Here is a 21,115-nt window from a genome sequence, read left to right as displayed (position 1 = left end):
TAAGGGTTTGACTGTCAAATAAAAATCCTAAACAAATAAGGAGTTTTTGTCCTAATGACCTTAAGTTCCCTTAATTCAACTTCTCAGGCTGGATCTTTTGAATTACTCGCCACCGAGCTTACGAGTCCACCTGCTTTAGTCAATAATTCGGGTAGCACTGTTACAATCAACCTCACGGCAACGGGTCTATGGTCTTTGATTAACTTTGAAACATCCGACCCCAGCCTAATTAAATATAAAACCCCAGTAGATGGCGATGGTCACCCCCGTGATAAAAACGATGAAAAATACAAATTTAAGTATCCTCAGTCGAACCCTGGGGCTCTGGTTGCAGAAATTAAAGATGCTAAGGGCAATACAAAATCTACGGTGAGTGGCAAGCAACAAAGCTTTGAATTGCAACCAGGGGAAACAGTTTCCTTCCTCATCAATGATGATCCTAAATGGTATGGCAATAACGCCGGTAAGCTAACCATTAGTTATACCTCGACAGTTAAGAGTGTTGAACCGACTAAACCAACAGACCCTAAACCACAGCCTGAAATTCTCAGCATCACAGACCTCTATAATACGGGGGTAGATAATGCCCGTCAGGTTTTGAGCGATAGCATTCGTGACCCCCACTACACCCTAGCAACCTATCCAGCCGGTACAGCACTACCGGGTGTTACTACTCCGAACAAGGATTTAGCTCCTATCAACTGGGTTCCAAATACCCAAACAGCTCGATGGATTGGGCCTAACACACCTTCCGCTAATGGGCCAGTTGGAGACTATGGCTATACAACGACCTTTACGCTACCTGATTTTTCAGAAGCATTGATTGTCGGTGAACTTTCTGTGGATGACAATATTACCGATATTGTGCTTAACGGGGTATCAGTTGGTAATCCTGTTCCTTTAAGCTCCTGGACAAAGATTGGTCGTTTTTCAATTTCCACTGGATTTGTCGTCGGTACCAACACCCTTGAATTTAAACTGCATAGTATTGGGGGTCCGACGGGGTTGCGAATTGATAGTATTAGCGGAACTTATAAGCCATTATCTTTGAAGGCTACTATCTATGAAGATCGTGACTTCCAAGGTGTTAGCAAGGAAGTGGGCGTTGGGAGCTATGATGTATGGAACATCGGTTTTCCAAACGATGCGCTAAGTTCTTTGAAGGTGCCACAAGGACTCAAGGTTACTCTATACCAACACGGTACTAATCAGGGTCGCAGTAAGGTTTTTACTGCTGATGCTCCTTGGGTTGGCGATGATTTTGATAATATTACCTCTGCCATCAAAGTTGAGTTGTTGCCATCTTCCTTGACGGCTCCGATTGTTGTTACAGTGCCTCCAGCAAATGCACCTACAATTCCTCAAGGTTTCCACTCTCCTTTTACCTTTACCCCATCTGCTGCTCCCGTAATTCAGTGGAATGGCTACACTTATTGGGCGTATAGTTATACCGACAACAGAATGGCTATGGCTATCCTTGCTTATGATGCCAAAGGTCAGATTGTTAAACAGTGGGAAAAACCAGGTGCTCGTTATCTTACCAGCATTACTGTAGATTCCGCGCAAAAAACTATTATCCTTACCGGACAAGCGAACCAAACCACTGTATTGTCTTGGGACGAGTTACGGTTATAAGATGGCTGTACGCGCGTATTCATTTGTTAAATGGCAATAGCGATGGCGATTGTCGCTTCTTGAGGTGTGTTTTAATGCACCTCTTCTCTGCTTCTATCTAACACACTCAAGACAATCAAGCTAATAGCACTTACGCAAGATTGGACTAAAAACCTAGTTCTGACGTACGGGTGATTCATGAATTACCCCTACTTTCGTTCTGTTTTGCGTAAGTCCTGGCTAAATTGAGGGAGATATGAGCGCTATTTAACTTAGAATGGCCATCGCTTTCCAAGAAACAAAACACAATGTTTGTTATCTGCTTGTAATTTCACCCCATTCGGTATTTTTCTTACAAAAGGAGATATTTACTCTACCATGGACTTACAATCATTTAATGCCAGCACCCAGTCCGGTTCCTTTGAATTGCCCGCAATTCAAGAAGTTCCCCTTACTGCTCTAACAAATGTTTCCGATCATGCAGTTAAGGTTGAAATTACCTCAACAGGTGAGTGGTCTTTAATTAATTTTGAAACGTCTGACCCTAAACTAGCCAAATACAAACGATTGACAGACGGTGATGGTTATGAACGCGATAAAAATGATGAAAGTTATAAACTTAAGTATCCACACTTAAAGCCAGCAGCCCTCGTTTCAGAAATTAAGGATGCAGAAGGTAATGTAAAATCTTCGGTTGGTGGAAAGCAGCAAAGTCTAAAATTGGAACCAGGCGAAACTCTTTCCTTTATCATCAATGATGATCCCAATTACTTTAAAAACAATGCTGGTCAGTTGACAATTAGCTATTCAGTGTCTGCCTAAATCAACTTAATTGTTATTCCTTTTTTCGTGATTAGCTAAATCAAATGTGGCTATAACTTAATAAATTAGCAGTGTGCTCTGGCACACTTTTTTATTATCGAGTAACCTTAGTGAATTTTACAGGAAGGGTTTTTAAACCTCTTAAAGTGATGCTTTCATGCCACTCCAAGTTATTTGTATTAATACCCAAATTGGGCAGGTTTTGTATTATGCTACTAATAGCAATCTGGGCTTCAATCTTGGCTAAGAATATACCTAAACAGTGATGAATTCCTGCCCCAAATGCAATGTGACGATTTCGACGAGTAAAATCGAGTTCATTGGGATTAGTAAATTCTTCAGGATCACGATTTGCAGCCCCAATATAGACGATGACAGTATCACCTTCAGGGATGAGCTTTCCCGCAATTTCAACATCTTCCATTGCCCTGCGAGCTACGTATTGAATAGGGCTATCGTAGCGAAGAAATTCTTCTACGGCATTTTTAATTTCCTTTGGCTTCTGTTGGAGATAAACCAAACTTTCTGGGTGAGTTAAAAGTGCCAAAACACCATTGCCAATTAAACTTCTCGTGCTGTCTTGAGCTCCCGTATTAATCAAAATACAGGTGCTAATGATTTCCTCTTCTGTAAGCTGATTTTCAATATCTTTTTGATTAATCAAATAGCTCATTAAACCATAATTGGGCTGTTTTTTATATTCAGCGACTTTTTTTACCAGGTATTCTTTATTTTCTATCATTACTTGATTTTGATGTTGATAGGCTTCTAAAGACCAAGGTTGTTGTAATATAAAAAATTCTTGAGAAGACCAATGAATAAGTTTTTCGCAATCTTCCTTGGGAAAACCAAATATTTGAGCAATAGTCAAGCCTGATAAAGGACTAGCTAAATCCTTGATAATATCCATCTCCCCTTTTTGCTCAACTTTGGCAAGTAAATCATCAACGATTTCCTCTATTGTTTGACGTATTTCTTCTACGGCATTGGGGGAGAAAGCTGGAGTCACAGCTCTTTTAAGCCGAGTATGATCAGGTGGATTTAAAAACAAAAACCATTGATTAGTTGTTTGCGAAAGTGTTTGTAAATCTCCCTCCTTTACATAGGCACTTTTTAGCTGAAGACGTTCAGGAAGATTATCTACAGTGAATCGCTTATCATTTAAAATACTAACAGCATCGGCGTAACGAGTAATAATCCATGTCCCAAGAGTACTTTTATGAACGGGATCTTCTTGACGCAGATAATCAAATACAGGATAGGGATTACCATGAAATTCTGGATCAAAGGGGTTAAATACAACTTTCTTCATATTCATTGTTGAAATGACCTCTATTTTTTAGCTAATTCATCTACTAAATATTCAGTCAGTTCGGCAATTATGGGATATTCCCATAATAATGTTGGGTCTAGCTCCAAATCCAGCAAGGTTTCTAACTCACCAGTAAGACTCAAGGCTACAGAAGAATCTAAACCGTAGGTAAAAATAGATTTCCCTAAATCAATGTCTTCGCTATCAATACCTAGAAGACTTGCTAGCTTATCTATTAGCCAATGTTCAATTTTCGTTTTATCCATAAAAATCATCAAAGTTTGCTTAAAATTACATTTAGGGTGATGATAATGGATTTTGTTGCCATTGTCCAACAACTGCCATAACTTTGGTCAAAAAAGCCTGACGACAAGCCTGACGTTGAATTTTGCCGCTAGAGGTTTTGGGAATACTCCCTGGTTTAATTAAGGCCATGGCATAAACTTGTAAGCCATGATGGAGAGCAACTGCTTCACGAATAGCCGAGAAAACTTCGTTGACATTTAACTTGCTCAAATAGGTACGCTCTACTTCCTGAACAATAACCAATTTGTCTTGATTATCTATTTCTATTGTAAAGGCCGCACCACAATCTAACCGTAGAGCCTGATGACTTTGTTGTAAGGAATATTCAATATCCTGGGGGTAATGATTCCGTCCCCAAATAATTATCACATCTTTAATTCTTCCCGTGATAAATAGTTCTCCTTCTCTTAGGAAACCTAAATCCCCTGTGCGGAGAAAATTTCGTTTATCTCCATTAGCTAATTTGGCCCGAAAAGTTGCGATGGTTTTTTCTTCTTGTTGCCAATAACCCTGAGCAACACTAGAACCTGAAACCCAAATTTCTCCTACTTGATTTTCATCACATTCTAAACAACTTTCAGGATCGACAATTTTTACTTCCATATTTTCCCACACATGGCCGCAACCCACAATTTCCTGATAATTTTCACTATCTTTCTCGGCTTCTACTATTTGATTATTCTCTAAGGATTCTGATTGAACATTTAGGTAAACTGCCTCATCTTCAATATTACCGCCTGAAATCATTAACGTTGCTTCTGCCATGCCGTAACAGGGATAAAAACATTGAGATTTAAACCCAGAAGATTGAAATTTATTAATAAAGCTTTCTAGGGTTTTTCGTCGTATTGGATCCGCTCCATTGTAGGCACTTACCCAACTACTGAGATCAAGGGTTTTTTGTTCTTCAGAGGTAATTCTCTGGACACATAATTCATAGCCTAAATTTGGACTACCGCTATGAGCGGCTCGATATTTCGTAATTGCTTTCAGCCAAAGAATAGGATTTTTTAAAAAAGATTCAGGCGACATTACAATGCCTAAAAAACCTGTATAAAGCGGTTGAATAATACCATCAATTAAACCCATGTCATGGAAACTTGGCAACCATGTCACAGAAACACTTTTTTCTGTAAGTTGAAATGCTTTTTGAATATAAACGGAATTATGGGCAATATTATCATGGCAAATCATCACTCCTTTCGGCGAACCCGTTGAACCCGATGTATATTGGAGAAAAGCAAGGGTATCACCACTAATATTTGGCAGACGAAATTCCAAGTCTTTGTTTTTACTAAGATTATCTGTTGCTAAAAGTTTTGTTACCGACAAGTTTAAAAAAGTCTCAAGTTTTGACTGAATATTTTCTAACACAGAGCTAGTAGTGAGAATAATTTGAGGTTGAGAATCTTCAATAATTGCCAGTAATCGAGACTTTTTTTGATTACGCCTTGGTGGGTAAGCCGGAACTGCGACAACCCCAGCATATAGACACCCTAAAAAAGCTGTAATAAATTCTAAACCTTGAGGATAAAGCAATAAAGCGCGATCGCCTTCTTGACAAAAGGACTGTAATGTAAGAGCGATCGCCTTTGATTGTTGCTGTAGTGTTTTGTAGTCAATTTGTATTTCTTGATTTTTACCGTCTTTAAGCCAAATATAAGCCAACTGGTTTGGAGTATATTTCGCTCGTGTATCAAGATGTGAAATAATTGTCTCCATTGTTTTTCAGTAGTTGATAGCTATTAATATAGGAATTACGCAACTGGTACGAATAGGTATCGGGCGTAACCCCGCCACGCGAGTCTTTTGGTAGACATAGCGACCCTGAATAATTTCACCTTTTTTTGGCGGTAAATCCTTTAATTTTTATGATCTTGCTTGACACTCTGCGGTCTAAAGACACGCATATTCTTTAAGACTCAAATGATTATAATATGCGCACAGCACACAATCAAGATACTTGCTGAGGGTAAATTCACCTGCATCGGTTACCACCATCAGCACACCACTACCTCACCGAGATTCAGGTAAAATAGACCTAAGAGGGTGAAAGTTGTGCACTCTCGCTTACCTGAGTTGATTTATGTTACGGAATTGGTGGTTTAGATTACTAACAATATCCCTAGGAGTCTGGCTATTCCTGGATTTGCTTGCGCACTTAGGAGCAGAAATACTCTGGTTTGAAAATATCGGTTATTTACAAGTATTTCTTCTACGGATAGTCACCATGGGGGGACTGTGGATATTTGTAGCAGGTATCAGCGCCGCCTTTTGTTTGGGTAATCTTCACTTAGCTTACCGCCACCAGCATCCCCCAAATCATCCCTCCCCCATGGTGGCTGTAAAAGTGCAACAAGTCCCCAGAAGTAAAGAAATTAAACTAGTCTGGTTACTACCCATAGCATTAGTATTAAGTTCTCTAGTAGGCTTAATGGTGATTTACTATAGCCAAATAGCTGCTACCCATTGGCATCCGGGAATTATCCGCGATATTCCGGTAAATCCTCAGTTATTTCGACCGGGGCGCATTTGGGAGTTAATAGGTAACTTTATTTCCACCCCTTGGTATTTCGGTTTAATTTTGGCAATAGTCATCGCCATTGTAGTATATCCTCATTTTCTATTGCGGGCGATCGCAATTCTTCTGAGCCTTCTATTTGCTCAAATCATATCCCACAACTGGGCTAGGATACTGCAATATTTCGCCCCCACATCCTTCAACGCCTCAGAGCCATTATTTGATCAAGATATCAGCATATATATATTTTCCCTCCCCTTTTGGGAGCTTCTAGAACTATGGTTAATGGGATTATTCTTGTATACCCTCATCGCTGTAGCCCTAACTTACCTCTTGGGTGCCGGTAGCCTTAGTCAAGGCGTTTTCCTGGGGTTTTCTTCCCAGCAACAGCGTCATTTATACGGTAACGGTGGACTATTCATGCTCCTAGTAGCCCTGAGTTATATGCTCAGTCGTTACGAGCTAGTTTATTCCCCACGTGGCGTTACCTACGGTGCCAGTTATACCGATGTTACAGCCGTCCTCCCGTCCTATACCACCCTCTGCTTTGCTTCCCTAGCCCTAGCCTTTTACCTACTATGGCGGACAGTAAGCTGGAAACCCCAATCCCGCTACCGGCCATTTATATTTTACAGCTTAGGAGTTTATCTAATAGGAATGGTCGCCGCCGATATTTTCCTCCCCACCCTAGTGCAATATTTAATCGTACAGCCCAACGAACTCCAACGGGAACAACCCTACATCCAGCGTACTATCGCCCTAACCCGCCAAGCATTTGATTTAGAAAACATTGACGTGCAAACCTTTAACCCCACAGGAGACCTAACAGAAGCCGATATCCAAAGAAATGACTTAACAATTCGTAACATTCGCCTGTGGGACCAGCAACCACTGCTAGAAACTAACCGCCAATTGCAACAGATTCGGCTTTACTACCGCTTCTCCGATGCGGACATCGACCGCTACACCCTGCTTAAGGAAGTACCTGCGGAAATACCCACAGCAACGGGGGTATTTCCCAACCCAGTAGACGAAGAGACCACAGAACGGCGACAAGTACTAATAGCCGCCAGGGAATTAGACTACACCGCCGTACCCCAACAAGCTCAAACCTGGGTAAACCGCCATTTAATCTATACCCATGGTTTCGGGTTCACTATGAGTCCAGTAAATACCGTCGCACCTGGTGGACTACCAGAATATTTTGTCAAAGACATCGCCGGTAATAACGACACCGCCCTTACTACCTCCAGTGAAGCCATTCGCGAGAGCATCCCCATAGGAAAACCCCGGATTTACTTCGGTGAAATCACTGATACTTACGTCATGACTGGAACAAAAGTTAAAGAATTAGACTTTCCGAGTGGTAGCGATAATATATACAACATTTATGATGGTGTGGGGGGAATTCGTGTTGGTAGAGGGTGGAGAAGATTACTATTTGCCATGTATTTAAAAGATTGGCAAATGCTATTTACAGAAGACTTTTTACCAGATACTCAAGTGTTATTCCGGCGGAATATTAAAGAACGTATTCAAGCGATCGCCCCCTTCCTCCAATTTGACAGCGACCCTTATTTAGTTGCTGCTGATGCTGGTGACAAAGACTTTGAGAAAAACGGCAGCTACCTTTACTGGGTAGTTGATGCTTACACCACAAGCGATCGCTATCCCTATTCAGACACAACCAGCCTCAACATAGCCGACCATCAAGAGAAAATCAACTACATCCGCAACTCAGTTAAAGTAGTTATTGACGCTTACCACGGCACAGTTAACTTTTACATAGCCGACCCCGGAGACCCCATCATAGCCACATGGGGGAAAATATTTCCCCATACCTTCAAACCCCTCTTGGACTTACCACTGAACCTGCGGAAACATATTCGTTACCCCGTGGACTTGTTCAAAATTCAATCCGAGCGATTAATAACCTACCACATGACCGACCCCCAGGTGTTTTATAACCGGGAAGACCAGTGGCAAATACCCACAGAAATCTACGGGGACGAAGCCCGTCCAGTAAAACCATACTACCTCATCACCAGCCTCCCCACAGTCCCCCTTTCTGAGAGCAATTCCTCTCATAGGGAAGAATTTATCCTCCTCCTACCCTACACCCCCAGACAACGCTCTAATTTAATCGCCTGGTTAGCAGCTCGGTCAGACGGTGAAAACTACGGTAAATTATTACTCTATGTATTCCCCAAAGAACGCCTAGTTTTTGGACCAGAGCAAATAGAAGCCAGAATTAACCAAGACCCCATCATCTCTCAACAAATTTCCCTTTGGAATCGTCAAGGTTCCAGAGCAGTTCAAGGTAACCTCTTAATTATCCCCATTGAACAATCCTTATTGTACGTCGAGCCAATTTATTTAGAAGCCACTCAAAATAGACTCCCCACCCTAGTACGGGTAATCGTGGCTTTTGAAAATAGAATTGTGATGGCTCCTACACTCGAACAAGCATTACAGGGAATCTTTCAACCAGAAGTAACACCAACCCCCACAATTATTCGTCCTTTGGAGGAACCAGCCCCATCACAGTAAATTGAAAAAATTTAAAGTTTAAAAAATTTAAAGGAATTCCCAAACTATGGGGAGTTGCATAGGTTGCACGTGATAGCGTAGCTTGGCATAAGCCATAGTTGAAAATAAATAGGCAAAGTACAAGGGGAAACTAACGTGAGTGATGGATTTGATTACGATTTAGTGATTATCGGCGCGGGTGTGGGTGGACATGGCGCAGCCCTACACGCTGTTAGCTGTGGTCTGAAAACAGCGATTATTGAAGCTGGGGACATGGGGGGAACCTGTGTGAATCGTGGCTGTATCCCTTCCAAGGCTTTGTTAGCTGCGTCTGGACGTGTGCGGGAGTTACGTAATGCCCATCATCTCAAATCCCTGGGAATTCAAGTTGATCATGTGGCATTTGACCGTCAAGCGATCGCAGACCATGCTAGCAGTCTTGTATCAAAAATTCAAGGCGACCTCACCAACAGCCTCAAACGTCTAGGAGTAGATATTATCAGAGGTTGGGGAAAAATTGCGGGCACTCAAAAAGTAACTATCACTAGCGATAGTACACAAAAAACAGTGACAGCTAAAGATATCATTCTTTCCCCAGGCTCTGTCCCCTTCGTACCCCCAGGCATAGAAGTAGATGGTAAAACCGTTTTTACCAGCGATCAAGGTGTAAAATTAGAATCTCTACCGGAATGGATCGCAATTATTGGTAGTGGTTACATCGGCTTAGAATTTTCTGATGTTTACTCGGCTTTGGGCTGTGAAATCACCATGATTGAAGCCCTAGACCAACTCATGCCAGGATTTGACCGGGATATTGCTAAACTAGCAGAACGAGTCTTAATTACACCCCGGGATATAGAAACCAAAGTGGGAATATACGCCAAAAGAATCATCCCCGGTTCCCCCGTGGTAATTGAATTAGCAGACTTTAAAACTAAAGAAGATATTGATGTTATTGAAGTCGATGCGTGTTTAGTAGCCACAGGGCGTATTCCCGCCACCAATAACTTAGGACTAGACACTTTAGGCATAGAACTAGACCGGCGGAATTATATCCCCGTAGATGACCATATGGCTGTGCTCTCTGGCGGGGAAGTAGTCCCCCATGTCTGGGCCATTGGTGACGCCACTGGGAAAATGATGTTGGCCCACACCGCCTCGGCTCAAGGTGTCGTCGCGGTGGAAAATATCATCGGTCGTCCCCGCACTGTGGACTATCGCAGCATCCCTGCGGCCGCATTTACTCACCCAGAGGTCAGCTATGTAGGCTTAACAGAAGTAGCCGCCCAGGAATTGGCGCAAGCTGAAGGCTTTGAGGTGGCTACTACTAAAAGTTACTTCAAAGGTAATTCCAAAGCTCTGGCAGAAAAAGAAGCCGATGGTATGGCTAAAGTAGTGTATCGCCAAGATACTGGTGAGGTTTTAGGAGTGCATATCTTTGGCATGCACGCCTCGGACTTAATTCATGAAGCCTCAGCCGCGATCGCTAACCGTCAAGCTGTCCAAGACCTGGCTCACTTAGTACACGCCCATCCTACACTTTCGGAAGTGCTAGATGAAGCTTATAAACGCGCCGTGGTTTAAGGACTAGGGCGGGAGGGTCTTATGAGTCGTGATGGCTACGCTACGCCATCAGTGGCTAAAGGGTGCATGTTAACACTGAAATATTTTCCGCCCGTCATTGTCTCTTGAGGGCCGGGAGTGTCAAACTCAGCAAAGAAGAACTCAAAACTTAAATTATGCAAATTCGTCGCCGTTCTACCAACACTACCATTAATGTCTCTTTTTTACGTTATCAGTCTGCTTTGCCAGATATAGAACCAAACAACATTTTGGAGGAAATTGTCTGGCATAAGGAAGTTGAAATTGACCAAATGCGGGAAAGGCGACCTTTAACAGAATTGCAAAAGCAGGCACTCTCGGCACCACCCACCCGTGATTTTATCGCCGCTTTAAGACAAGGAAGCACCAAGCCGGCTTTAATTGCTGAAGTCAAGAAAGCTTCCCCTAGCAAGGGTGTCTTACGAGCGGATTTTGACCCGGTAGCCATTGCTTCGGCCTATGAACAAGCCGGAGCTAGTTGTCTTTCTGTTTTGACAGATAGGAAGTTTTTTCAAGGCAGTTTTGAGAATTTAGCCCAAGTGCGTGCTAGGGTGAAATTACCACTTTTATGTAAGGATTTTATTATCTATCCTTACCAAATGTACCTGGCTCGTATTCAGGGTGCAGATGCAATTTTGCTAATTGCGGCTATTCTCAGTGATCAAGATTTACAATACTTCCTGAAAATTGCTAAAGCATTGAAGATGACAGCCTTGATTGAGGTTCATAGTTTGGCAGAACTTGATCGCGTGTTAGCTTTAGCTAAACGTTGGACAGCGGACCGCTCAACTTGTGAGTTTTTGGTGGGGATCAATAATCGCAATTTAGAAGATTTTTCCGTTGATCTTCAAACTACCTGTCAATTATTGGCAGCACGAGTTAGTCAATTACAGGAACTTAATCTCCTAGTTGTGAGCGAGTCAGGGCTACATACTCCTGAAGATTTACATATAGTACACCAGGCAGGAGCAGCAGCCGTACTCATTGGAGAGTCGTTAGTTAAACAACCCGACCCTGGTTTAGCGATCGCTAAACTGTTTGCTAACCACCGCCAACCGCTGTAGCGGGAGATTCGGTGCTTATTTATGTCCATGCAGGCAGAACCTAGGGTAGGGTACACAGATAAATCCGTAGTTGAACAGATGATAAAATGCTATAACTTGAAAGAAGAATTTTAGATTATTTTTAACTAATATACATAGGTTGTTGCAAAAGTCAAGTAAACCATCATTCTTTAGCTCTAATGATCTTTAAATCTGTGGATTTGAAGACTATGGCAAGTATTGTTTATGTATATGCAGATAAAACCTAAAATTCCCCCCAAAAATTTAAGTATCCTCCCCAAGTTTTGAACTTTTATTCTTTTTTAGGACGAACAAATGGACAATAAGCTAATGCTCATGATTCCTGGCCCCACACCAGTACCAGAAGCTGCTTTATTGGCATTAGCCAAGCACCCAATTGGACACCGCACCAATGAGTTTAGTAACATCATGGCGGAGGTGATAGAAAACCTCAAATGGTTACACCAAACTCAAAATGATGTACTAATGCTCAATGTTAGCGGTACGGGTGCGGTGGAAGCGGGAATCATTAATTTTCTGTCTCCAGGCGATCGCGTTTTGGTCGGTTCCAATGGGAAGTTTGGAGAACGCTGGGTAGAAATCGCTGCAGCATACGGTTTGAATGTTGAAGCTATTACTACCGAATGGGGGAAACCTTTAGATACATCAGTGTTTGCAGAAAAACTGCAAGGGGATACCAACAAGGAAATTAAAGCCGTCATTATTACCCACAGCGAAACCTCAACCGGTGTGTTGAATGACTTAGAAACTATCAACCGGCTAGTAAAGGAACATGGCGAAGCTTTAATTATCGTGGATGCAGTTACTAGCTTGGGCGCATTCAATTTACCCATAGATACCTGGGGTTTAGATGTAGTGGCTTCCGGTTCCCAGAAAGGTTATATGATTCCCCCAGGATTAGGATTTGTTGCTGTTAGCCCCAAGGCTTGGGAAGCTTACAAAACTGCAAAATTACCGAAATATTATCTTGATTTAGGTAAATATCGCAAATCTGCCGCCAAAAATACCACTCCCTTTACTCCACCGGTGAACTTGATTGTGGCTTTACACACCACATTACAAATGATGAAGGATGAAGGCTTGGAGTCAATATTTACTCGGCACCAAAGACTCAAAAATGCCACCCGCGCCGCAGTGCGTGGTTTGAATTTACCTTTATTTGGTGCAGATGATTATGCCAGTCCAGCAATTACCGCTGTTGCCCCACAGGGTATTGAAGCTGATAAAATTCGCTCATTGATGAAGAAGCGTTTTGATATTGCTTTGGCCGGTGGACAAGACCATCTGAAAAACAAAATTTTCCGCATTGGTCACTTGGGCTTTGTCAGCGATCGCGATATTCTCACCTGTATAGCCGCCTTAGAAGTGACTCTTACTGAACTCGGCTACGAAGACTTTATCCCTGGTGCTGGTGTAGCAGCAGCGGCTAAAGTATTTAGTTAGTCTCCATCCCCAGTCTATCTGGGGAACGTAAACCCTTGGCGAAGCGTCTCCAAGAGAAAGGAGAACTGTTAGCCACACCAATGATGAGTATTTTGGTTCTACTCCCATTGAAATTATAAAGAGCGAGTTAAACAGTCAACTCGCTCTTTGCATCCTTCTGGAAATAAGTAAAAATGGTAACAGTCAATTCTCCTATCTATCGGACTCGGTACAACACAGAATCCACGCGACATCCTCAATTCTCCGGTATGAAAGGCATACTTATACACATTAGAACCATGATTGCAATCAAAAACTTCGCCAATCCAACTTATGTCATAGAAACGCCATAGGTTGAGGTAGCCTGTATTTTAGACTTAGACAATGCAAAACTCAAATTCCTGCTCTTATGCTGTTTCCAGCCAATCATAAATTTGTTCTAACTGTTCTAACGTAATTAATCCATACTGCCAAAGAATCATTGGTAAAGGACCGGGATCTTGTTCCCGATGTCGCAGGGCGACTGCAAGAGAAGCCGAGGAAATTGACAAATCTTCCTCTAGAAAATGAATCAGTCGTGAATATGTTGATGGTGACATTTGTAACTCACCCCCTTTAGTTGAATTTATTGTCATATAACCATGTCCCATTTCTCAGTAACCTGCAGCTAATGTTTCATTCGTAACTGGTGATGACCGGAATGACTTACGCCACGCTACGTTCTCAGAAATTCCAACACAATTGGCTAAAACTCTTCAAACTGAAAGATTTCACCGGTTAAACTCGAAGATTCCCAATTCAAAGCACCACTGATATTGTTGACTATTATGTTTGATTTCATCACACATTTAGTCACAAATATTCCATAGCTAATACTCTCTTATGAGAGTCCATTTACACTTACGCCAAAAGGAATATTTTTGGCATCCATAGTAGAGAAATGTGATTATAGCTTGAAACTGCAAATTTCACTATGATGTAAACAAGGTAAATAGTATCCATAATAAAGTTCTATTCTATACTTAGCAAATCTTGGAAACAAAGATATTAACTTAGGATTCGCCCCATCTGACAGGGGGAAATTTATTTCCCCAGATTTCCCGTATCGAAAAACTCAATTTTGATCACATCACCATCCCGCAAATTTAATTCCGCAGCTCGTCCAGATCGCAATTCAATGACCATATCAACGGGCACATTAGGACCATAAGTAGGGCAAGGTTCCCTAGGACACGGAGGCGCAGAAGCCTGAATATATCGCACCACCCCATTTTGCAAAAACACCATATCCAGAGGAACAGGGACATTTTTCATCCAAAATTTCACAGGTTGTGCATAAGGGAACTGAAATAACATCCCCTGATCATCTGGTAAAGGTGGACGATACATTAAGCCCTTCGCCTGCTGTTCCGGTGTCCGTGCCACTTCCAATTGGACTCTAGTACCATTAGACAGAACTGCTTGTGCTGAAATTGGTAGCATTTGACCACTGGGAGCTTTTGTTTGGCTACTGGCTGTGGATGTGGTAGATTTTGCTGTATTTCCAACAGAACAGCCCATTAGTAAAACATTGAGGAGCATCGGGACTACAATTAGCCAACGCATCATAATATTTTCTGATTTGGTAATTTAAATTGCGATTGCACAGCACTTATGCTAAAAACTACGGTGTGAGGATAGATAAAATTAATACTTCCAGTTTAAAAAGCATCCGATCAAGTCATATACTGCTTTGGCCTGGGAAAAAGGTCAACACCATCAGATTTGTGTTTTTACCTCATAGTAAATCAAATGATGATCATTGTGATTCCTAGGGAAATTGGCGCTAAATATATGAATTGTAGCTCCCAACTTGTGAGTTTAGAAGGAACTTTTTAAAAGAGGTATGAAAAATATAGCACATAAGAATATTCTCTCCCAGGTGAAAAAAAACTTGTAGCAGAAATAAACAAAGTACAAATCAATCCTGGGGCATACCTGGTGGTTGTGGAACATGACAAAGGGTAATTGCAAGGCACACAAGTCAAGAGCGTCAATAGACTGTAAATCAATTGAATTTTATTTATTGAGGGGGAAAATAATAAATTATGTCCTATATCTCCACCACACCGGCAAACCTGAACCTCTACATCCAAGGTGAGGGTTTCCCTATTCTGTGTTTACACGGTCACCCTGGATCTGGTCGTAATCTTTCTGTTTTTACCAATCATTTATCCAAACGCTACCAAACTTTCGCCCCTGATTTACGCGGCTACGGTAAAAGTCGCTGTAATGGCAATTTTGAGATGTTAGACCATTTGACAGACTTAGAGGCGCTTCTAGACCGCTTTCAAATTGAAAAATGTCTGATATTGGGATGGTCACTGGGTGGAATTTTGGCAATGGAAATGGCATTGCGACTACCACAACGCTTTACTGGTATGATTTTGGTGGCCACCGCAGCCAGCCCCCGTGGCAATCATCCCCCCATTACTTGGCAGGATAATCTATATACTGCCATTGCCGGAATTTTGAACTATATTCAACCAAGTTGGCAATGGAATATAGATACTTTTGCCAAGCGATCGCTTTTTCGCTATTTGATTCAACAACATACCCCCACAGCTTATAATTATATTGCCACCGAAGCAGTACAGTCCTATTTACAAACATCTTCTTTCGCAACTCGCGCCCTCTACACTGCTCTGAAATCTGGTTACAATCGACTCTCTGATTTACAAAAAATTCACTGTCCTGGTTTGGTACTGGCTGGGGAACAAGACTGTCATATTACCCCTGAGTCTAGTTTAGAAACGGCACAACATTTGAAAATTAGCCAGTGGCGTTGTTACCCAAATACAGCACATTTATTTCCTTGGGAAGTTCCCCAACAGGTATTAGGTGATATTGATATTTGGTTGGAAGCACATCCCCAAGTTGTGAAAATGCCAAGATGAATTAACCACAGATAAGCAGGTTCATGATTCTGATATTAGTTGCAAAATCAGTTGTAGGGGAATTTCTACGTAATCTGGACGATGGTTGAGTTCATGGTGGAGTTCCTCTATTGCTTTTTCTAATAGATAGGCAAATAGCAGTAATTGTAGTTCTGCAGAGGTTTTTGGTAAAAAGTTGTTTTCCCGAGCATTTGCTAAATAAGAATTGCAGAAGGTAGCACTCACCCAGGTATACCAAAATTTTGCCCATTGTTTCATAAGTGGCAGATTGTCAGGGCGAACCATACCGGTTTCTATTTCACGGCGCAAAGCTTCAGTCACGGCATAATTGAAGGATACCAGCATCCGGGCTACATCTCTTAATGGCGATCGCTTGCGGCGGCGTTCACTCAAACTGCGGGCTGCTTTACCTTCAAAATGGGTGATAATAAAGTCCTTACCAGTGTAAAGCAATTGCCCCAGATGATAGTCCCCATGATAACGAGTCCGGAAGGCGATAATTTTTTGATTCACAACTAACTGGAAACGTGCCAAAATCTCTTGTTGGTTATTAAGTACATCTGTTGCCAATTCCTGGGTATGAGATGGCAAATCTTTTGCCCTTTCCCTAAGTAATCGGAAAACTCGCCCTGTGAGGTTACGTGCATCTTGGTAGATGGAACGTTGGTAAAATGATGAAAAGGGTTCTGGCGCAAAGTCGGGATTATCTGTATCTCTAGCTAAGGTCATATGCAATTCAGCCGTGGATTTACCTAATATTTCTACATTTGGAAGGTAAGAATTAATGGTTTTGGTCGCCAGGTCGGGAATATCAGTTCTCTGTAAATTTAAGAGAGAACCTGATGGTATGGGAACTTCTGTAATACTCGCCTGTTCTGTAGTCACCACATCAAAATAATGACGTAGGCTGTCTACGGTGTAATCCCAGCCGCTGCGAGTATCTTGAATTAACTCTTGTAATATGCCTATGGTCATCGGTAGGTTGGAAATATCCCCAAATCTCTGATAGCTTGCGTGGCGTAGCCATTGGCGACCATACTCTAAGGCCCCTGCTACAGGTACAAAATGTTGTAAGCGTTTTTTCTCCCCCAGAAAACGCCGGATTTCTAAATCCGGGTGCATACCTTCCTCAAATTTCCGGAAGAGTTTCAAACATAGGCGCGAGCCATAAACTATATAAGTATTGGTTTGTTCTTCTTCCTTGAGAACATTTGGTTCATGGTCACCGTTTTGTGAGTATAACTGTGAAAATAAATCAGTGGTCGTGGCAAATAATTCTCCTTTTGTCCCTCTATATAAACGCTGCTCCCCAATAGCATCTAATAATGAACTCAAAAAGTTCTTATCTACTAACGCATCAAACAAAATTCCTACTTCTGAAGTATTAACCAGGGTATTCTCCCTTTGCACTTGCAGACGTGAAATTACAGCTTGGGGGATTTCTCTCAATAGCTGCATTGCTTGCTCACTCTCTGCATAGGCGAAAAATAATAGATAAGTTTCCCGGTGTCTATCAATGTAATCTACCTGTAACCAAACCATTTCGGCTAACTGCTGATTGTAGGGTATGGCAATGGTTTCTACAATTTGCACCGATTGCAAAGTTCTGGTTTTACCACCAAACCATTTACAGGTATATAGGTAATCCCGCAGTGTTGATTCTAAAACCCCTTTTAACTCCCGTTGTAAAATCACATTTTGCCACCGTTCATTGACAACTAGGGTAGGTAACTCGGCTTGGGGTTTCGGGGGTTGAGTCAAACTAGGCTTACGTTTGAGGACAAACCAGTAAAATCCATGGGGACTCAGACTGAGAAAATAAGGCGACTCTCCAATGGCGGGAAACTCCGTGTAACCAAAAATTTCCACTGGTACTAGTCCTGTGAAATCTGATAAATCTAATTCTGCCGTTTGGACATAATGAGATAAATTTGCTACTATGAGGATATGTTCTTCTTCGTAGGTGCGGCTAAAAGCAAAAACTTTGCGGTTATTAGGGTGTAATAATTCAAATTTGCCTTTACCTAAAGCCTGAAAACGGTTTCGAGTAGCAATCAAGCGTTTCATCCAATACCACAGAGAATTGAAGTTAGCCCTCTGTGCCTCGACGTTAACCGCTTCATAGTGGTATTCTGAGTCAATAATCACCGGCAAGTACAACCTCTGGGGATTAGTCCGACTAAAACCGGCGTTGCGGTCAGAACTCCACTGCATAGGAGTGCGTACACCATTGCGATCGCCTAAGTAAACATTATCCCCCATGCCAATTTCATCACCATAATAGATTACGGGTGTTCCCGGTAGGGATAACAACAAACTATTGAGTAACTCAATTTGGCGGCGGTCATTACCTAACAGAGGTGCTAGTCGGCGGCGGATACCTAAATTTAATCTCATTACCGGGTCTTGAGCATACACCCGATACATAAAGTCTCGGTCTTCATCTGTGACCATTTCTAAGGTCAATTCGTCGTGATTACGCAAAAACAACGCCCACTGACAATTGTCAGGAATATGTGGAGTTTGTTGGAGAATATCTACAATGGGGAAATTGTCTTCCATCTGTAGGGCGATAAATAGGCGTGGCATTAGGGGAAAATGAAAGTTCATATGGCATTCATCCCCGTCGCCATAATATTTAGCTGCATCCTCTGGCCATTGATTAGCCTCAGCTAGTAGCATCTTGTGAGGATGTTTCGCGTCAATGTGCGATCGCAATTCTTTCAGGAAAGCATGAGTTTCCGGGAGATTTTCGCAGTTAGTCCCTTCCCTTTCATACAAATAAGGTACTGCATCCATACGTAATCCATCAACGCCCATTTCTAACCAAAAATCTAAAACATCAAATACCGCATCTCTTACCAAGGGATGATCATAATTTAGATCCGGCTGATGGGAATAGAAACGATGCCAATAATAAGCCTTAGCCACCGGATCCCAAGCCCAATTCGAGGTTTCAAAATCCTGGAAAATAATTCGCGCTTCTTGGTATTTTTCTGCCGTATCACTCCACACATAAAAATCTCTTTCTAGACTACCTTTTGGGGCGCGGCGTGCGCGTTGGAACCAAGGGTGTTGATCCGATGTATGGTTAATAATTAACTCAATAATCACCCGGATACCCCGCTCTTGGGCAGCATTCAATAGGTTTTTAAAGTCTTCTAATGTCCCATAGATGGGGTTAATACTGGTATACTCAGCAATATCATAACCATCATCTTTCAGTGGTGATGGGAAAAAAGGTAGTAACCAAATAGCCGTAATCCCTAAATCTTGCAAGTAATCTAGTTTTTCTATTAGTCCCTGTAGGTCGCCAATACCATCACCATTACTATCAGCAAATGCACGAATAGGTACTTCGTAAATAATCGCTTTCTTAAACCATAAGGGGTCATCTTTGATGATTAAGTCTGCTCTTCTCATTTTATCTATCAACTTTTAGTGATAAAACTCTTATTTATTTTTTTATAAAACAATTCTTAACTCACTTTTTCCTCTTCCCTCCTATCACAAAATACCTAAAATCATAACTTTATCCATCTCACACAGGTAAGAGCATTAACAAGCTCTTGATTGGAAGAGGACTATTCCAGCTACGTGATATAATCACTGAGTTGTTAATCAAGAGTCTTTCAATATCTATCTTTAGATAGATGACAGTGCATATTTTTTTATTGTTAAGTATATGCTTCTACATTCTGATGCATCATTACTGCTTACTACATAATTAGTCGAACCCATGGACTACAACACTCACAAACCAAAACCCAAACAGAAAAATTCTACTTTTGTTCGTCCATTACCTCAACAACCTAAAAAGTCTCAAAACACTAAATCATCCTTAAAAGATAAATTTGATCTGGAAATTCTCCAAAAAAATCCTTGGGGACAATTTTTATTATTTGTGGAAGATTTCTACAGTAAATACATTCCACCCAGTACAGAGGAGGAGAAAAAACGTGGAAATATATTGCAAACCGCCATTAAAACCTTCAATGAACATCATCAAGAATCTTGGAGACAAATACTCCATAGAATTCCTCCATCTTCCACCAAGCTGATTGATGACTTTTACTATTATCTATCTAACCGTAGAAAACTGACACCACAGGAAGTTTATCAAGAATCTCAAGCAGCTATCCAAGGTTTGATTAATAACGCAGAATATGGATTTATACACACAGATAATAAAGATATTGGCAGAATTAGCCAGCTATGTGATGCCATAAATTACTTTCAAAAACACCGTTCTAAAACCTATTTAGTTATGTCTCAAATAGAAGCATATGTTCCAGAAGACGCTAAAAAATTCTTTGCAGCTTCTCAAGTCTTTCAAGGCATAATTGCATCTGGTTCTCATGAAATCCTCATGGATTTTGGCATGGCCTTGATGAAACATTTTAAAGTTACGCGCACTGCAATTAAAGACGAAACAGCTAAAAATCTTCTTTCAGGTCTCGGAGAGATTGAAAGAGAATTAACAACTCAAATTAGTATTTTAGAAGCTGAAAACTTAGAACTGAGTCGAGAGTTGGAGCAACTGCGTGAGCAAGGACATCAAGAAATTGTGACCCAAATTGCTCAAGAACTACAAAATGGTTTCCAACCAGCTTTAGATCAAATACAGAAAATTATCAGTTTAATACAACCTCAAATTGAAGCAAGTGGAGAAGCTCAAATTTCCTCTGATGATTCTCTGTCCATATTTATTGTCTTGCGTAATTTAATGACAATATTCCAAAAACTAGGAATAGAAACTTACCCCAAGTCCCTCAAAGATAGTTTCACAATATCTCAACTTGACTTAGCAAAATATGCTTATGTAGGGGGAACGCCTTTTACAAATTACACAGAAATTAAACAAGTACAGTGTATTCAGAAAGGATGGAAGGTTAACGACAACATAATTACACCCGCAAAAGTACAAGAATTAACTGATAATTCGACCAATAATTAAAAGATTTTT

14 protein-coding genes are annotated in these 21,115 nt (G+C 41.4%); 8 read left to right on the top strand and 6 right to left on the bottom strand.

Annotated features, from left to right (window positions below):
• The first annotated feature begins 54 nt into the window (after positions 1-54).
• Together NWP21_RS08665 and NWP21_RS08660 are read left to right on the top strand one after the other, a co-directional pair.
• Entirely contained in the window at positions 55-1,635 is a 1,581-nt protein-coding gene (locus NWP21_RS08665; RefSeq protein WP_280792376.1) for a hypothetical protein, read from the top strand.
• 357 nt (positions 1,636-1,992) lie between these two features.
• Entirely contained in the window at positions 1,993-2,436 is a 444-nt protein-coding gene (locus NWP21_RS08660) for a hypothetical protein (protein WP_280792375.1), read from the top strand.
• Positions 2,437-2,530: 94 nt separating this feature from the next.
• Here the strand turns inward: NWP21_RS08660 and NWP21_RS08655 are convergent, their stop codons facing one another.
• Genes NWP21_RS08655 through NWP21_RS08645 form a run of 3 tightly spaced genes read right to left on the bottom strand, consistent with a single transcriptional unit; the run spans position 2,531 to position 5,776 of the window.
• Positions 2,531-3,748 (bottom strand): cytochrome P450, encoded by a 1,218-nt coding sequence (locus tag NWP21_RS08655; RefSeq protein ID WP_280792374.1) that lies wholly within the window; start codon positions 3,746-3,748, stop codon positions 2,531-2,533.
• 20 nt (positions 3,749-3,768) lie between these two features.
• Complete coding sequence (locus NWP21_RS08650) at positions 3,769-4,014, bottom strand: acyl carrier protein (protein WP_280792373.1); 246 nt, start codon at positions 4,012-4,014, stop codon at positions 3,769-3,771.
• A 31-nt stretch (positions 4,015-4,045) separates the two neighbouring features.
• Positions 4,046-5,776: a fatty acyl-AMP ligase gene (locus tag NWP21_RS08645; RefSeq protein ID WP_280792372.1), complete on the bottom strand. Its 1,731-nt coding sequence runs from the start codon at positions 5,774-5,776 to the stop codon at positions 4,046-4,048.
• Between the two features lie 364 nt (positions 5,777-6,140).
• Here NWP21_RS08645 and NWP21_RS08640 point away from each other — a divergent pair, with 364 nt between their 5' ends.
• The 4 genes from NWP21_RS08640 to NWP21_RS08625 all read left to right on the top strand — a co-directional run bounded on the left by NWP21_RS08640 (position 6,141) and on the right by NWP21_RS08625 (position 13,234).
• Complete coding sequence (locus NWP21_RS08640) at positions 6,141-9,125, top strand: UPF0182 family protein (RefSeq protein WP_280792371.1); 2,985 nt, start codon at positions 6,141-6,143, stop codon at positions 9,123-9,125.
• 135 nt (positions 9,126-9,260) lie between these two features.
• Positions 9,261-10,688 (top strand): dihydrolipoyl dehydrogenase, encoded by a 1,428-nt coding sequence (lpdA, locus tag NWP21_RS08635; protein ID WP_280792370.1) that lies wholly within the window; start codon positions 9,261-9,263, stop codon positions 10,686-10,688.
• A gap of 155 nt (positions 10,689-10,843) precedes the next feature.
• A complete protein-coding gene (trpC, locus tag NWP21_RS08630; RefSeq protein ID WP_271732391.1) occupies positions 10,844-11,770 on the top strand; it encodes an indole-3-glycerol phosphate synthase TrpC in 927 nt (308 codons plus the stop codon).
• Positions 11,771-12,085: 315 nt separating this feature from the next.
• Positions 12,086-13,234: an alanine--glyoxylate aminotransferase family protein gene (locus tag NWP21_RS08625; RefSeq protein ID WP_271732392.1), complete on the top strand. Its 1,149-nt coding sequence runs from the start codon at positions 12,086-12,088 to the stop codon at positions 13,232-13,234.
• 386 nt (positions 13,235-13,620) lie between these two features.
• On the opposite strand, the gene NWP21_RS08620 is transcribed toward NWP21_RS08625, so the two are convergent.
• Positions 13,621-13,848, bottom strand: coding sequence for a DUF2949 domain-containing protein (locus NWP21_RS08620; RefSeq protein ID WP_200987871.1), 228 nt, complete (start codon positions 13,846-13,848; stop codon positions 13,621-13,623).
• 448 nt (positions 13,849-14,296) lie between these two features.
• On the bottom strand, positions 14,297-14,821 hold the full coding sequence (locus NWP21_RS08615) for a DUF192 domain-containing protein (protein WP_280792369.1): 525 nt from the start codon (positions 14,819-14,821) through the stop codon (positions 14,297-14,299).
• Between the two features lie 479 nt (positions 14,822-15,300).
• Between NWP21_RS08615 and NWP21_RS08610 the strand changes: the two genes are divergently transcribed.
• A complete protein-coding gene (locus NWP21_RS08610) occupies positions 15,301-16,149 on the top strand; it encodes an alpha/beta hydrolase (RefSeq protein ID WP_280792368.1) in 849 nt (282 codons plus the stop codon).
• A gap of 21 nt (positions 16,150-16,170) precedes the next feature.
• Here the strand turns inward: NWP21_RS08610 and treS are convergent, their stop codons facing one another.
• Positions 16,171-19,572, bottom strand: coding sequence for a maltose alpha-D-glucosyltransferase (treS, locus tag NWP21_RS08605; RefSeq protein ID WP_280792367.1), 3,402 nt, complete (start codon positions 19,570-19,572; stop codon positions 16,171-16,173).
• 316 nt (positions 19,573-19,888) lie between these two features.
• Here treS and grpE point away from each other — a divergent pair, with 316 nt between their 5' ends.
• Complete coding sequence (gene grpE / locus NWP21_RS08600; protein ID WP_280792366.1) at positions 19,889-21,106, top strand: nucleotide exchange factor GrpE; 1,218 nt, start codon at positions 19,889-19,891, stop codon at positions 21,104-21,106.
• Positions 21,107-21,115 lie beyond the last annotated feature (9 nt).

The sequence above is a fragment of the Anabaenopsis sp. FSS-46 genome (assembly GCF_029891665.1).
In the GTDB taxonomy this organism is placed as follows: Bacteria; Cyanobacteriota; Cyanobacteriia; order Cyanobacteriales; family Nostocaceae; genus Anabaenopsis; species Anabaenopsis arnoldii.
The sequence above is the reverse complement of the archived record's forward strand: the minus strand, read 5'-3'. Positions and strand labels throughout refer to the sequence as shown.